Genomic DNA, 14511 nt, shown 5'->3' with positions numbered 1-14511 from the left:
CCATGCAACACAGCAACCACAGCAACAAAGCCATCCTCACCTGCGCCATCACCGGCGTGCTGACCGACCCCGCGCAGCACCACGTGCCCGTCACCCCCGATGACCTCGCCCGCGAGGCCCGCCGCGCGGTCGATGCAGGCGCGTCGGTCGTCCACGTCCACTTTCGCAGCCAGGAACCCGGCAAGGGCCACCTGCCCAGTTGGGATCCGCAAGTCGCCCGCGACTGCGTGCAGGCCATGCGCGAGGCCTGCCCCGGCCTCATCATCAACCAGACCACGGGCGTCGTCGGCCCGCACTACCAAGGCCCGCTCGACTGCCTGCGCGCCACGCGGCCCGAAATGGCGGCGTGCAATGCGGGTTCACTCAACTACCTGAAAGTGCGCGGCAACGGCACCTGGGCCTGGCCGCCCATGCTGTTCGACAACCAGCCCGCCAAGGTCAAGGACTTCATCGACGTAATGCTGGAGACGGGCACGCTGCCCGAGTTCGAATGCTTCGACGTGGGCATCGTGCGCTGCGTGGAGATGTACGTGCAGACGGGCATGTACATGGCAGGCCTGCCCGAATACAACTTCGTCATGGGCGTCGAATCGGGCATGCCCGCCGATGTGGACTTGCTGCCCATCCTGCTCAAGCTGAAGATCAAGGACGCCCCCTGGCAGGCCACGCTGATCGGTCGCAGCGAAATCTGGCCCGTACACCAGCGCGTGGCTGAACTGGGCGGGCACCTGCGCACGGGGCTGGAAGACACGTTCTACCTGCCCGACGGCGCCAAGGCCACGTCGAACGGCCCGCTCATCGAGCAGTTGGCACGCTGTGCGCGCAACGCGGGGCGCGAGGTAGCGACTGCCCAGGAAGCGCGAGAGATGTTGGGATTGAAAGAGGCGGCGGCTGAAGGCGCGTGAGCGTCCGCCAAAGGCGTTTTAGGCTCTCAGCACTTGATGGGAAAGCGCGAGCAGCTATCAAATCAGAAGCATTGCGCTCCAGATGGGGCCGTGGGCTTGATGACAAACCCGCGCTCCACATCCCCCCGGAACCCCAGCGATTCATACAGCCTGTGCGCCTCGGGGCGCTGCATGCCGGACAGCAGCATGACCTTGCAGCAGTCGCGCGACCAGGCGAAATCCAGCGCGTATTGCATCGTGGCGCGGCCCAGGCCCCGGCCGCGATAGGGCGGCAACGTCACCACGTGTTCGATCAGCGCAAAGGGGCGGCCGCCGCTCGCCAGGTGGGAGATCACGGCGATCATGCACGTTGCCGCCAGGCACTGGTCTTCTGCCTGCGCCACCACGACGCGCAGGTGCGGCTGGGCGATGACTTCGCGCCACCGCGCATCCGCGTCGGCGGGCGGGAGCACGGGGTCGTGCGGGCGCAGTTCACGGTACAGGCGCAGCACGCCCGCAAGGTCGTCGTGCGTGGCGAACCGGATCATGCCGCGATCAATACACGGGCCGGAACTTCTCGATCGCCTCGCGCACCTTCGCATCCACCGCAAAGCCCGCGCCATGCCGGGCCGCGAGTTCATCCGCGCGGCGCAGGAAGTTGTCCACCCCCATGCCGTAGATGAACTGCATGGCCCCGCCCGTCCAGGCCGGGAAGCCGATGCCGAAGATGGAGCCGATGTTGGCGTCGTGCGTGCTGGTGAGTACGCCTTCGGCGAGGCAGCGGGCCGTTTCCACGGCCTGGCGGTAGAGCAGGCGGTCTTGGATCTCCTGCACGCTCCACGGTGCGTCGGGCTTTTCGAACAGCGTGCGCAGTTCGGGCCACAGGTGCTTCTTGGCGCCTGCGGGGTAGTCGTAGAAGCCGCCACCACCGGCGCGGCCTGGGCGGTTCAGCTCCTTGACCATGCGCTCGACCAGCAGCTCGCCGGGCGTGGCGGTGTAGGTCTTGCCCTCGGCGGCGTAGTCGGCGCGGGTCTGCTCCATCACGTGCACGCTCAGGGTGAGGGCGGTTTCGTCCAGCACCGCGAGTGGCCCCACGGGCAGGCCTGCCTGCATGGCGGCGTTTTCGATCACCGCCGCCGGGATGCCTTCGCCCAGCATGGCGGCACCTTCCATCACGAAGGTACCGAAGGTGCGGCTGGTGTAGAAGCCGCGTGAGTCGTTGACCACGATGGGCACCTTGCCCAGGGCCTGCACGTAGTCGAAGGCGCGGGCGACGGTTTCGTCGTCGGTGGCCTTGCCCCGGATGATCTCGACGAGCTTCATCTTGTCCACGGGGCTGAAGAAGTGGATGCCGATGAATTTCTCGGGCTTGCTGCTGGCGGTCGCCAAGCCGCTGATGGGCAGGGTGGACGTATTGCTGGCGAAGAAGCCGCCGGGGGCGAGCTGCGGCTCGGCCTCTTGCGTGACCTTGGCTTTCAGCTCGCGGTTCTCGAACACGGCTTCGATGATGAGGTCGCAGCCCGCCAGGTCTGCCGCGCTGGCGGTGGGCGTGATGCGCGCGAGCAGCGCTTGCTGGGCGTCAGGCGTCATGCGGCCCTTGTCCACGCGGGCTTGCGTGAGTTTTGCGCTGTACGCCTTGCCTGCCTCGGCCTTGTCCACGCTCACATCCTTGAGCACCGTGGCGATGCCCCGGCTGGCCTGCGACCAGGCGATGCCCGCGCCCATCATCCCGGCACCCAGGATGCCGACCTTTTGCGGCTTGAAGCGCGGCGCGCCTGCGGGGCGCGACTTGCCGCTCTTGATCGCGTTCATGTCGAAGAAGAACGTGTTGATCATGTTGCGCGCCACGGGCGTGGTCATCAGGCGCGCAAGGTAGCGGCTTTCGATGCGCAGGGCCGTGTCGTAGTCCACCAGCGCGCCCTCGGCCATGGCGGCCAGGGCGGCTTCGGGCGCGGGGTAGCGGCCCCGCGTGGTCTTCTTGAGCATGGCGGGGGCGACGGTGAGTGCGCCCGCTATTTTTGGATTGGCGGGCGTGCCACCGGGCATCTTGTAGTTTTTGTCGTCCCACGGCTGCATGGCCTGCGGGTGCGCCGCGATGCGGGCCAGCGCTGCCGGCAGCAACTGGTCGGGCGTGGCGACGAGTTCATGCACCAGTTGCAGCTCCAGCGCCTCGGCGGGGTTGAACAGCTTGCCTTCAAGGATGTAGGGCTGTGCGCCCAGCAGGCCCAAGAGGCGCGTCATCTTGGTCACGCCCGTCGCGCCGGGCATCAGGCCCAGGGTGACTTCGGGCAGGCCGAACTGGATCTTGGGGTCGTTGACGGCGATGCGGTAGTGGGCGACGAGCGCCACTTCCCAGCCGCCGCCCAGGGCCGCGCCGTTGAGGCAGGCGACGACGGGGATGCCCAGCGTTTCCAGCGTGCGGAACTGCTTTTTCATGCGCTCGATTTCGGCGAACACTGCTGGCGCGTCGTCGGGCGTGAGGCGCATGGTGGCCTTGAGGTCGGCCCCGGCGAAGAAGCTGCTCTTGGCCGATGCGAGCACGATGCCTTTGAGGTTGGCCCGGTCGGCCAGGACCTTGGCTGTCACTTCGGCCAGATCGTCCTGCCACTGGCGGCACATGGTGTTGACGGGGGAATTGGCCTCGTCGAAGGTGATCTGCGCGACCTTGCCGCCTGCGGCGTCGATCAGTTCGTAGCGGATGGTTTGCATGTTCTTGTCTCCCTGTTCTTTAGATGCGCTCGACGATGGTGGCGATGCCCATGCCGCCGCCGACACACAAAGTCGCCAACCCATAACGCAGGCCGCGCCGGTGCAGTTCGTCGATCAGGGTGCCGAGGATCATCGCCCCCGTCGCCCCCAGCGGATGGCCCATGGCAATCGCGCCGCCGTTCACGTTCACCTTCTCGTGCGGCACGCCCATGTCGCGCATGAAGCGCATGGGCACGGCGGCGAAGGCTTCGTTGACTTCAAAGAGGTCGATCTGGTCCACCGTCATCCCTGCCCGCGCCAGCGCCTTGCGCGCCGAGGGCGCGGGGCCGGTGAGCATGATGGTCGGGTCGGCACCGCTCAACGCCGTGGCGACGATGCGGGCGCGCGGCGTGAGGCCGTGTGCCTTGGCGGCGGCTTCGTTGCCGATGAGCACGGCGGCAGCGCCGTCCACGATGCCCGACGAGTTGCCCGCGTGGTGGACGTGGTGGATGCGCTCCACCTGCGGGTAGCGCTGCAGCGCCACGGCGTCAAAGCCCATGCCGCCCAGTTGCTCGAACGAGGGCTTGAGTGCGCCCAGGCCCTCCAGCGTGGTGCCGGGCTTGATGAACTCGTCCTCTTCCAGAATCGTCTGGCCCAGAAAGTCGCGCACGGGCACCACCGAGCGCTTGAAGTGGCCCGCAGCCCGCGCAGCGGTGGCGCGGCGCTGCGATTCGAGCGCGAAGGCATCCACGTCGGTGCGCGTGTAGCCGTCCAGCGTGGCGATCAAATCGGCACCGATGCCCTGCGGCACGAACAGCGTGGCGGAGTTGGTGGCGGGGTCTTGCGCCCACGCGCCGCCGTCGGAGCCTATGGGCACGCGGCTCATGCTCTCCACGCCGCCGGCGACCACCAGGTCTTCCCAGCCGCTGCGCACTTTCTGCGCGGCCAGGTTCACCGCTTCCAGGCCCGAGGCGCAGAAGCGGTTGACCTGCACGCCCGCGCAGCGCCAGTCCCAACCGGCCTTCAGGGCGGCCACCTTGGGCAGCACGGAGCCCTGCTCGCCCACGGGCGAGACGATGCCCATGACCACGTCATCGACGGCGGCGGTGTCGAAGCGGTGGCGCGCTTGCAGCTCGGTCAGCAGGCCCGTGAGCAGGTCGATGGGCTTTACCTCGTGCAGCGTGCCGTCCTTCTTGCCCTTGCCGCGCGGGGTGCGCAGGGCGTCGAACACATAGGCTTCGGTCATGTCGTCGTCTCCATAAAATAGGGGTCAAATTGGCCTCTAGCGCTTATGCAGCAAGCGCTTGCAGCTATAAATATAGAAGTATCAGCGCGCAGGCAGCCCCATGGCGCGCGTGATGACTTCCTTCATGATTTCATTCGTACCGCCGTAGATGCGCTGCACGCGCGCGTCGGCCCAGGCGCGGGCGATGGGGTATTCCCACATGTAGCCGTAGCCGCCGTGCAGTTGCACGCATTCGTCCATCACCTTGCATTGCAGGTCGGTCGTCCAGTACTTGGCCATGCTGGCGGTGGCGGTGTCCAGCTCGTTCTTCAATATCAGCTCGCAGCACTTGTCCACGAACACGCGGGCCACCTGTACCTCGGTCTGCAATTCGGCCAGGGTGTGGCGGGTGTTCTGAAAGGCGGCCACGGGCTGGCCGAACACCTTGCGCTGCTTGACATAGTCCACCGTCCAGTCGATGGCGGCCTGCGCCGAGGCGACGGCGGAGATGGCGATCTGCAAACGCTCCCAGGGCAGTTGCTCCATCAGGCAGATGAAGCCGCGTCCTTCCGCGCCCAACAGGTTTTCTGCGGGCACCTTCACGTCGTGGAAGAACAGCTCGGACGTGTCCTGCGCCTTCAGGCCCACTTTCTTCAGGCGCTGGCCTTTCTCGAAGCCGGGCATGCCGCGCTCCACCAGCAGCAGGCTGGTGCCCTTGGCGCCTGCGGCGGGGTCGGTCTTGGCGACGACGATGACCAGGTCGGCATGCCAGCCGTTGGTGATGAAGGTCTTGCTGCCGTTGAGCACGTAGTGCGATCCGTCCGCGCTCTTGATTGCGGTGGTCTTCACGCCCTGCAAATCGCTGCCCGCCGCAGGCTCGCTCATGGCAATGGCGCCCACCATCGCGCCGCTGGCGAGCTGCGGCAGGTACTTGCGCTTTTGCTCCTCGGTGCCGTAGTGCAGGATGTACGGTGCCACGATCTCGCTGTGCAGACTGAAGCCGATGCCGGTGGCGTTGGCGCGGGCGATCTCCTCCATCTGCGCGACGGAGTAGAGCTTGTCGGCGCCCGCGCCGCCGTATTCCTCGGGCAGGCTCATGCACAGGAAGCCGTTGGCGCCCGCCTGGCTCCAGACCTCACGGGCGACGTAGCCCTGTTCTTCCCAGGCGGCGTGGTGGGGGGTGATTTCCTTCTCGACAAAGCGGCGGAAGCTGTCGGCAAAGGCGAGGTGTTCGGGCTGGAAGAGGGTGCGTTCGATCATGGCGGAGAATTTAGCAAAGCAAATGCTTGGTTAAATTCTGCCATGCCGGGGCCGGTTGCACATTCGTTTTATCCCTGCCACGGGCGGGTGGGTATGAGCGCACGGTTCACTGGTTGCGACTGGTTACTCCGTGTCGTCTTCCGAGGCCATGCCAATGTCCGTGGCGACGATCGCAATGATGCGGGCCAATTCGCAAGCTTCCATCAAGGCCCGCATGTTGGCGGTGTTGGTGATGGTCAGCAGTCGGGTGAGCTGCAGGGACCTTTCCGCGCTAAGCCGTGGCCGTTTTGCATGCATCGAACATCAATCTCTGTTGGCGCATTTCTGCGAGCAGCATGGCTGTGGATTGGAGCGCGGGGCTCATTCCGGAGGACTCCGTCAGAACGAAACCCAGCAATTGCGCAGCGGCGGGCCTCGGGGCCTGTAGGTCAGAGCCGAACGCGCCATCGAGCTTCAGCAAATGCCGGGCCAGATGCTGGGCCGCCAAGGGCGGGACCGCATTGCCGATCTGCTGGATGATGCTGGCGCTGTTGCCTGCCCACTGATAGCGGTCTGGAAAGGTCTGTATGCGAGCACACTCCCGGATTGTCAGGGGGCGGTGCTCGGTGGGGTGGATGAATTCGCGCGAGGCGGCGCCTGTGATGGTGAGGCTTTGCAGGTTTCCGCGCAGCCGCTTGATGCCCGATGGCGCGCCGCCGCGTTTCTCGGTGGGTGTGCCGTCGCAGACACGCCGGTTGGCCCGACGCGCAAAGCTTTCGTGCCATAGCTCCGGCGGCAAATCCTTCATGGTCTGCCCGGGCTTGAGCAATTCGATTTGCGTGCGCTGCGCAGGCTCGGCACGTACATGTTGCGTGACGCTGCCCGCTTCGTTCTCTTGACGCATCAGCGCATCGAACGTGTTGAGCGGCACACTGCTGGCGTATCGAACGGCTGCGCCCTTCGCCGTGGCTGCCGGGCCCAGCCCTGCTATCGCATCATCCAGTGTGGGGGCCATGGGCAGCCCTGACGCTTTCTTGGCCTTGCCGCTATCGAAGGAATGCAGTTCTGCGGGGAATTCAAAGTCAATCCCCAGACGGTTTCCGATGATGAGTACGCGCTTTCGCGTCTGGGGCACTCCATAGGATGCCAGGTTCACCTTCTGCATGCGAACCGAATACCCCAGTCCGACAAATTCGCGGACCAGGCGGGCCAAATCCCGGCCCCCGCCTGACGTGAGCAGGCCCTCGACATTCTCGAAGACGAACCACCGGGGCGACAGCCGATCCACGATGTGGAGGTAGTTGAAAATAAGCCGGTTGCGCGGGTCGGAACTGTTGCGCGGCCCCGCTGTGCTGAAGCCCTGGCAGGGCGGCCCGCCGATGACGGCAAGCGGTTTTTGTCCGCCAACAAGGTTTTGCAAAAGGCTTGGGTCGGCAATGCTCAAATCCAATGGATAACAAGCGCTGCCGATGTTGAGCTCGTAGCTTTTGCAGGCATCCACGTTGATGTCTGCGCCAAAAAGCGGCTTCAAGCCGGCCTGGGCGAAGCCTGTGGAGAAACCGCCAGCACCGGCAAACAGCGATACAACGATGTCGTCCTGATTCATGCCGATCATCCTACCAGCGGGGTCCTTCTTGGTGCAGGGCAGTGCAGAGCGGCACCCGCACTGGAATCAGTCGGACACGGTGTTGAAGCAGTCCTGAACGCAAAAAAACCGCCCGAAGGCGGTTCATGAAAAGAGGAAGGCTGGCTCAGAAGAAGTCGGACACGGCCTTCCACTTGCCGTCCTGGATTTGCGACAGGCGCGAGCGCTCCGAGCCCAGGCGGTTCTTGTCGGAGAACTTCATGGTGTCGCTGCCGAAGATGTCCGGCTCGATGGGCTTGCTGATCATGGCCTTGCTGAAGCTCTCGGGTGTCAGGTTGGGGCCCGCGCGCTGCGCGCCCTGGATGAAGTTGTCCATGATGGCATAGCCATAGACGGAGAACACGCCGGGGTCTTCGTTGAACTTGGTCTTGTACTTGTTGGCCCAGAAGCGGATCGGTTGCGAGGCATCGTCCAGGTAGGGAACCTGCACCGCGCTGGTGGCGTAGATGCCGTCCATGGCTTTGCCGCCCAGCTTGTGGATCAGGTCGGTGTAGGCGGCGGTGGTGCCCATGAAGACGGGGTTGAAGCCGGTCTTGCGCGCCTCGCCGACGGTGCCGATGGTCTCGCGGATGATGGTGCCCAGCACCACCAGGTCGCAGCCTGCGGCCTTCATCTTGGCGACCTGTGAGGAGAAGTCGGTGGCGCCGCGCTTGTAGCTGGTCTTTTCCGCCAGATCCATGCCGATGGTCTTCAGGCCCGCCTCGGCGCCGCGCAGCACCTCCAGGCCGAACTCGTCGTCCTGGTAGATGGCGCAGGGCTTCTTCAGGCCCTTGTCCTGCACCAGCTTGACTGTGCCCTTGCGCGCCTGGTCGTAGTAGGGCACGCTGAAGGCGAACTTGAGGTTCATGTTCGGCTCCTCGAACATTTCGCGCGCGCCGGTCAGGGGGTAGAAGTTGATGATTTTCTTGGGGAACAGCACCGGGAAGGTCGCCATGTTGCCCGCCGTGCCGATGTGGGCCAGCATGGCGAAGATCTTGTCCTGCGTGACCAGCTTCTGCGCGGCCAGCACGGCCTTCTTGGGGTCGTAGCCCGAGTCCTCGACCTTCAGATCGACCTTGCGGCCGTGGATGCCGCCCTGCTCGTTGATCTCGTCCACGCGCAGCATCATGCCCATGCGCGCCTGCTTGCCGAAGCCCGCTATGGGGCCCGACAGGTCCTGGATGGAGCCGAGCGTGATGGTGTCCTTGCTCACGCCCTGCTGGGCCTGGGCGGCGCCAGCGGTCAGGGCCAGGATGGCCAGCGCGGCGACGGAATGAAGTTTCATGGCATGTCTCCTTTGGGTGGATGAATCGTTATAGAACGGCGCCCGGGGCAGGGCACCAGCAGTTTCCCTAGCGGTACATCGCGTCGATTTGTGCGGCGTACTTCTGTTGCACCAGCTTGCGCTTGAGCTTCATGGTGGGCGTCAGCTCCTCGTCTTCCGCTGTGAGCTGGGTGTCGAGCAGGAAGAACTTCTTGATCTGCTCCACGCGGGCGAACTTCTTGTTCACCGCGTCGATCACGTCCTGGATCAGCGCCTGCACCTCGGCCGCGCGCGTCAGGCTGGCGTAGTTGCTGAACGGCACGTCGTTGTCCTGCGCGAATTTCTCCACGTTCTCCTGGTCGATCATGATGATGACGGTGAGGTAGGGCCGCTTGTCGCCGATGACCACGGCATCCGTGATGTAGGGGCTGAACTTGAGTTCGTTCTCCAGCTCGCTCGGCGTGACGTTCTTGCCGCCTGCGGTGATGATGATGTCTTTCATGCGGTCGGTAATGCGCAGGTAGCCGTCGGCGTCCATGGTGCCCACGTCGCCCGTGTGCAGCCAGCCGTCGGCGTCGATGGTCTCGGCCGTTTTCTCGGGCAGGTTCAGGTAGCCCTTGAAGACGTTGGGGCCGCGCACCAGGATCTCGCCCGTGGCGGGGTCGATGCGCACCTCGTTGAAGCTGGCCGCCGGGCCGATGCTGCCGGGCTTGATGCGGCTGGCGGGTACGCCGGTGGCAGCGCCGCAGGTCTCGGTCATGCCCCACACCTCCAGCATGGGCACGCCCAGCGCCAGATACCACTTGACCAGCTCGGGCGAGATGGGCGCCGCGCCCGTGACGAGAAAGCGCGCGCGGTGGATGCCGATGAGCTTGCGCACGTTGTCCAGCGCGATCCAGCGCGCCACGCGGAACTGCGCCTTCAGGCCCGCGCCCACGGGCTGGCCCGCCAGCACGCGCTCGGCGATGCGCGTGCCCACGCCGATGGCCCAGGCGTAGGCGGCGCGCTGCAGGGCGGTCGATTCCTTGAGTGCGATCATCACGCCCGAGTAGAACTTCTCCCACACGCGCGGCACGGCGGTGAACACCGTGGGTGCGATCTCGCGCACGTTCTCGGGCACGGTGTCGGGGTTCTCCACGAAGTTGAGCTTGCAGCCCGTGTACATCGAGAAGTATTCGCCGCCCATGCGCTCGGCGATGTGGCACAGCGGCAAAAAGCACATGGCCTCGTCGTCCTCGCCGCGCACGACCAGGGTGTTGTAGCCGCGCGCGGTGTAGCAGAGCGCGCCGTGCGTATGCATGGCGCCCTTGGGCTTGCCCGTGGTGCCCGAGGTATAGACGAGGATGGCCAGGTCGTCTGGCTGCACGGCCTGCACGCGCTGCTCCAGCGCGCCGCCGTTCGCGGCGTTCCATTCGCGGCCCAGGGCGCGCAGCGCGTCCAGGCTGATGATGCCGGGGTCGTCCAGGCCGCGCAGGCCCTCCATGTCGAAGACGACGATCTTGCGCAGCAGCGGCAGGCTGGCGCGCACTTCCAGCGCCTTGTCCAATTGCTCGTCGTCCTCGACGAACAGCACGCGCGTGGCCGAGTCTTCGCACAGGTAATGCACCTGCGTGGCCGCGTCCGTGGGGTAGATGCCGTTGGCAACGCCGCCCGCACTGAGCACCGCCAGGTCGCACAGCACCCATTCGATGTTGGTGTTGGACAGGATGGACGCACACTCGCCCGGCGCGAAGCCCAGCGCCATCAGCCCGCCCGCCACCTCGCGCACGGCGTCGGCGGTCTGGTTCCAGGTCCAGCTCTTCCAGATGCCCAGGTGCTTCTGGCGCAGCCAGACGCTGGGGCCACGCTGGCGCACGGCGTTCCAGAACATGGCGGGGATGGTGTCGCCGTCGAGCACGCTCTCGGTGCGCGGCTGGATGTGCGAAAGATCCCAAAGATGGCTCACGGTCGTTATCTCCAGGTCTTCTTTTTCTTCCAGCGCCGCTCGCCGCGCACGCCCTCGTCCTTCATGCCGAGGTAGAACTCCTTGATGTCGTCCTTCTCGCGCAGGCGCTCGCAGCTGTCTTCCATCACGATGCGGCCGTTCTCCAGCACGTAGCCGTAGTCCGAAGCGTTGAGCGCCATGTTGGCGTTCTGCTCCACCAGCAGGATGGTGGTACCGCGCTCGCGGTTGATGCGCACCACGATCTCGAAGATCTCCTTGGTGAGCTTGGGACTCAGCCCCAGGCTGGGCTCGTCCAGCAGGATCAGCTCGGGCGCGGCCATGAGCGCGCGCGAGATCGCCAGCATCTGCTGCTGCCCGCCCGAGAGCAGGCCCGCATCCTGCGCGGCGCGCTCCTTCAGGATGGGGAAATAGCCGAACACCGTCTCCACGTCGCGCGCCACGGCGTCGCGGTCGGTGCGGGTGTAGGCCCCCATCATCAGGTTGTCGCGCACCGACAGCAGCGGGAACACCTCGCGCCCCTCGGGAACGTGCGACAGGCCCCGGCGCACGATGACCGCCGGGTCGTGCGCGGTGATGTTCTGGCCCTGGAACTCGATAGAGCCCTTGCGCGGGTCGATGATCCCGCTGATGGTCTTCAGGATGGTCGTTTTGCCCGCGCCGTTGCTGCCCAGCACGGTGGCGACCTCGCCGCGCCGCACTTGCAGGCTCACCCCGCGGATGGCCTTGATGGGGCCGTAGGCGCTCTCTACGTTCATCAGGCGCAGCACGGGTTGGTCGTTCTGCACGGCGGTGCTCATGCCCGGCCTCCGATGCTGCCTGCGGCGGGACGGCGCAGGTTGCTCACGTCGTCGATGGTGCCCAGGTACGCCTCGGCCACGCGGGGGTGCGACTGCACCTCGCGCGGCGATCCCAGTGCCACCACCTCGCCCTGGTTCATCGCCAGCACGCGGTCGGACACCTTGGATACCAGCGACATGTCGTGCTCCACCATCAGCACGGTGATGCCCAGCTCCTCGCGGATGTCCTGTATCCAGAAGGCCATGTCGTCCGTCTCCTCCACGTTCAGGCCCGACGAGGGCTCGTCCAGCAGCAGCAACTGCGGCTCGGTACACAGCGCGCGCGCCAGCTCCACCACCTTGCGCACGCCGTAGGGCAGGCCCGCCACCAGCGTATCGCGGTAGTGCTGCAGGTCGAGGAAGTCGATCACCTCCTCGGCCTTCTCGCGGGCGCGCACCTCGGCCTCGCGCACGCGGCGGGTGAACAGCATCTCGCTCCACAGCCCCGTCTCGCGCCGCGTGTGGCGGCCTATCAGCAGGTTGTGCAGCACGCTCGCGTGCTCGAACAGCTCGATGTTCTGGAAGGTGCGCGCAATGCCCAGCCCCGCGATGCGGTGCGGCGGCTGCTCGGTCAGCACCAACTGGCCTTGCGGCCCCGCATAGCTGATGGTGCCGGTGGTGGGCGTGTAGATGCGGCTGATGAGGTTGAACACCGTCGTCTTGCCCGCGCCGTTGGGGCCGATGAGGGTGAACACCTCGCCACGCTTCACGTCGAAGCTCACGTTGTTTACCGCCAGCACGCCACCGAAGCGCACGCTGAGGCCCTGGGCCGAAAGGAGCACGTCGTCGTTCATTTCAGGCGATCGGACTTTTGGAAGGACTTCTGCCGCTTGAACAGCCCCGCGCGGTAGAACGGGAACAGTTGCAGCCAGGTGCGCACCTTCAGCCAGCGGCCATACAGCCCCATCGGCTCGAACAGCACGAAGGCGACCAGCACCGCGCCATACACCACGCTTTGCAGGCCGGGCGACTGGCCCACGGACTCGGGCAGCCAGTCCTTGCCCATGGAGATGAGCTGCGGCATGGCGATGAGGAAGATGGCCCCCAGGAACGCGCCATGCACCGAGCCCAGCCCGCCGATGACGATCATCAGCAGCAGGTCGATGGACTGCAGGATGCTGAACTGGTCCGGCGAGATGAACTGCAGCTTGTGCGCGTACAGCGCACCGCCGATGCCCGCCAGCGCGGCCGAGAGCGAGAACGACAGCGTCTTGTAGCGCGCCAGGTGAATGCCCATGCTCTGCGCCGAGATCTCCGAGTCGCGGATGGCGACGAAGGCCCGCCCCGTGGGCGAGCGCAGCAGGTTCAGGATGGCGAGCGTGCAGATGGCAGTGATGACGAGGCACAGAAAGTAGAACGACTCCGTGGACTCGAAGGCATAGCCCATGATCTGCGGCGCGGCCATGCTCTTGCCCGCGTTGCCACCCGTCACCGATTCCCAGCGCGCAAACACCTCCTCGACGATGAAGCCGAACGACAGCGTCGCCATGCCCAGGTAGATGCCCTTGACGCGCAGCGCGGGCAGCCCCACCACCACGCCCACCGCCGCCGACAGCCCGGCAGCGCAGGCCAGCGACAGTGCGAACGGCCAGCCCATGCCCGTCAGCACCGCCTGCGTGTACGCCCCCACGCCCAGAAAGGCCGCATGCCCCAGCGAGAACTGCCCCGTGAAGCCCGCCAGCAGCATCAGCCCCAGGCCCACGACGGCATAGATGAGCACGAAGGTGAGCTGCGCCAGCCAGTATTCGGGCACCAACCAGGGCGCGGCGATCAGCGCCAGGCACAGCAGGCCATACCAGAACACATGGCCGCCGTGCTTGGCGAGGCGGATGTCCTGCTCGTAGGAGGTCTTGAAGATGAAACGCATGCTCAGACTTTTTTACGGAGCTTTTCGCCGAACAGGCCGTTGGGCTTGACCATCAGCATGATCAGCACCACGACGTACGCCGCCGTGTCCTTGAAGCCGTCGGGCAGGTAAAAGCCCGACAGCGACTCCACCACGCCGATGACGATGCCGCCCACGATGGCCCCCGGCAGGCTGGTGAAGCCACCCACCACTGCGGCGGGAAACGCCTTGAGACCGATGAAGCCCATGTTGGCATGCACGAAGGTGATGGGCGCCAGCAGCAGCCCCGCCACCGCCGCCACCGCCGCCGCCAGCCCCCACACCAGACCGTTGAGCCGCTGCACCGGAATGCCCATGTAGTACGCCGCCAGTTGGTTCTGCGACGCGGCCTGCATGGCGATGCCCAGCTTGCTGTAGCGAAACAGTGCGAACAGCAGCACGCACAGCACCGCCGTGGCGCCCATCACCACCAGGTGCTCCGCCCCCACCACCAGCTCGCCCACGCGCAGCGCCTGGTCCTTGTAGGGCACGGGCAGGGTGTGCGTCGCGGTGCCGATGTTGGGAATCATGGTGACCAGGCCGCGCAGCAGGTAGCCCACGCCAATGGTCAGCATGACGATGGAGAACGCGGGCTGCCCCAGGATGGGCCGGATCACCGCGCGCTCCAGCACCACGCCGAACAGGCCCATGGCGAGAACGCTGGCGAGCACCGCCACCCAGAACGGAAAGCCCAGCAGCGTCATCAGCGCCAGGCCGCAAAAGGCCCCCAGCATCATCAGCTCGCCCTGCGCGAAACTCACCGTCTCGGTGGCCTTGTAGATGAGCACGAAGCCCAGCGCGATCAGCCCGTAAATGCAGCCCTGGGAGACGCCGCTGATCAGCAGTTGCAACAATTGCACCCGGACCTCCAGAATATTTTCACAAAGCAAATGCTTTGCATAAATAATGATGGCTGCGCAG

The 14511-nt window shown here is 65.7% G+C and carries 12 protein-coding genes; 1 reads left to right on the top strand and 11 read right to left on the bottom strand.

Annotated elements, in window-relative coordinates:
- Positions 1-2: 2 nt before the first annotated feature.
- The gene (locus QM569_RS01450; protein WP_414985442.1) at positions 3-905 is read left to right on the top strand and encodes a 3-keto-5-aminohexanoate cleavage protein; all 903 of its coding nucleotides are present in this window, start codon (positions 3-5) and stop codon (positions 903-905) included.
- A 62-nt stretch (positions 906-967) separates the two neighbouring features.
- On the opposite strand, the gene QM569_RS01445 is transcribed toward QM569_RS01450, so the two are convergent.
- From QM569_RS01445 to QM569_RS01395, 11 genes are all read right to left on the bottom strand, one after another.
- Positions 968-1432, bottom strand: a complete 465-nt coding sequence (locus tag QM569_RS01445) for a GNAT family N-acetyltransferase (RefSeq protein ID WP_414985441.1) — start codon at positions 1430-1432, stop codon at positions 968-970.
- A 7-nt stretch (positions 1433-1439) separates the two neighbouring features.
- Positions 1440-3593, bottom strand: a complete 2154-nt coding sequence (locus QM569_RS01440; RefSeq protein WP_414985440.1) for a 3-hydroxyacyl-CoA dehydrogenase NAD-binding domain-containing protein — start codon at positions 3591-3593, stop codon at positions 1440-1442.
- 19 nt (positions 3594-3612) lie between these two features.
- Complete coding sequence (locus QM569_RS01435; RefSeq protein ID WP_414985439.1) at positions 3613-4818, bottom strand: acetyl-CoA C-acetyltransferase; 1206 nt, start codon at positions 4816-4818, stop codon at positions 3613-3615.
- Positions 4819-4899: 81 nt separating this feature from the next.
- Positions 4900-6057, bottom strand: a complete 1158-nt coding sequence (locus QM569_RS01430; protein ID WP_414985438.1) for an acyl-CoA dehydrogenase family protein — start codon at positions 6055-6057, stop codon at positions 4900-4902.
- Positions 6058-6328: 271 nt separating this feature from the next.
- Complete coding sequence (locus QM569_RS01425; protein WP_414985437.1) at positions 6329-7642, bottom strand: DNA cytosine methyltransferase; 1314 nt, start codon at positions 7640-7642, stop codon at positions 6329-6331.
- A gap of 145 nt (positions 7643-7787) precedes the next feature.
- Positions 7788-8945: an ABC transporter substrate-binding protein gene (locus tag QM569_RS01420; protein ID WP_414985436.1), complete on the bottom strand. Its 1158-nt coding sequence runs from the start codon at positions 8943-8945 to the stop codon at positions 7788-7790.
- 67 nt (positions 8946-9012) lie between these two features.
- Positions 9013-10869, bottom strand: coding sequence for an AMP-dependent synthetase/ligase (locus QM569_RS01415; protein WP_414985435.1), 1857 nt, complete (start codon positions 10867-10869; stop codon positions 9013-9015).
- 5 nt (positions 10870-10874) lie between these two features.
- Positions 10875-11666: an ABC transporter ATP-binding protein gene (locus QM569_RS01410; protein ID WP_414985434.1), complete on the bottom strand. Its 792-nt coding sequence runs from the start codon at positions 11664-11666 to the stop codon at positions 10875-10877.
- Positions 11663-12499 carry an ABC transporter ATP-binding protein gene (locus QM569_RS01405; protein WP_414985433.1) on the bottom strand — a complete coding sequence of 279 codons (837 nt, stop codon included), beginning with the start codon at positions 12497-12499 and terminating at the stop codon, positions 11663-11665. Before QM569_RS01405 ends, QM569_RS01410 begins: the two co-directional genes overlap by 4 nt.
- Positions 12496-13572, bottom strand: a complete 1077-nt coding sequence (locus QM569_RS01400; protein ID WP_414985432.1) for a branched-chain amino acid ABC transporter permease — start codon at positions 13570-13572, stop codon at positions 12496-12498. The genes QM569_RS01405 and QM569_RS01400 overlap by 4 nt, the downstream gene beginning before the upstream one ends.
- 2 nt (positions 13573-13574) lie before the next feature.
- Complete coding sequence (locus QM569_RS01395; RefSeq protein ID WP_414985431.1) at positions 13575-14450, bottom strand: branched-chain amino acid ABC transporter permease; 876 nt, start codon at positions 14448-14450, stop codon at positions 13575-13577.
- Positions 14451-14511: the final 61 nt, after the last annotated feature.

The organism is Acidovorax sp. (assembly GCF_047607405.1).
Taxonomy (GTDB): domain Bacteria; phylum Pseudomonadota; class Gammaproteobacteria; order Burkholderiales; family Burkholderiaceae_C; genus Acidovorax.
The sequence above is the reverse complement of the archived record's forward strand: the minus strand, read 5'-3'. Positions and strand labels throughout refer to the sequence as shown.

Coding starts and splice junctions, on each gene's coding strand:
- QM569_RS01405 (WP_414985433.1), bottom strand. CDS start 12,499: ATGAACGACGACGTGCTCCTTTCGGCCCAGGGCCTCAGCGTGCGCTTC.
- QM569_RS01410 (WP_414985434.1), bottom strand. CDS start 11,666: ATGAGCACCGCCGTGCAGAACGACCAACCCGTGCTGCGCCTGATGAAC.
- QM569_RS01430 (WP_414985438.1), bottom strand. CDS start 6,057: ATGATCGAACGCACCCTCTTCCAGCCCGAACACCTCGCCTTTGCCGAC.
- QM569_RS01440 (WP_414985440.1), bottom strand. CDS start 3,593: ATGCAAACCATCCGCTACGAACTGATCGACGCCGCAGGCGGCAAGGTC.
- QM569_RS01435 (WP_414985439.1), bottom strand. CDS start 4,818: ATGACCGAAGCCTATGTGTTCGACGCCCTGCGCACCCCGCGCGGCAAG.
- QM569_RS01425 (WP_414985437.1), bottom strand. CDS start 7,642: ATGAATCAGGACGACATCGTTGTATCGCTGTTTGCCGGTGCTGGCGGT.
- QM569_RS01445 (WP_414985441.1), bottom strand. CDS start 1,432: ATGATCCGGTTCGCCACGCACGACGACCTTGCGGGCGTGCTGCGCCTG.
- QM569_RS01400 (WP_414985432.1), bottom strand. CDS start 13,572: ATGCGTTTCATCTTCAAGACCTCCTACGAGCAGGACATCCGCCTCGCC.
- QM569_RS01420 (WP_414985436.1), bottom strand. CDS start 8,945: ATGAAACTTCATTCCGTCGCCGCGCTGGCCATCCTGGCCCTGACCGCT.
- QM569_RS01450 (WP_414985442.1), top strand. CDS start 3: ATGCAACACAGCAACCACAGCAACAAAGCCATCCTCACCTGCGCCATC.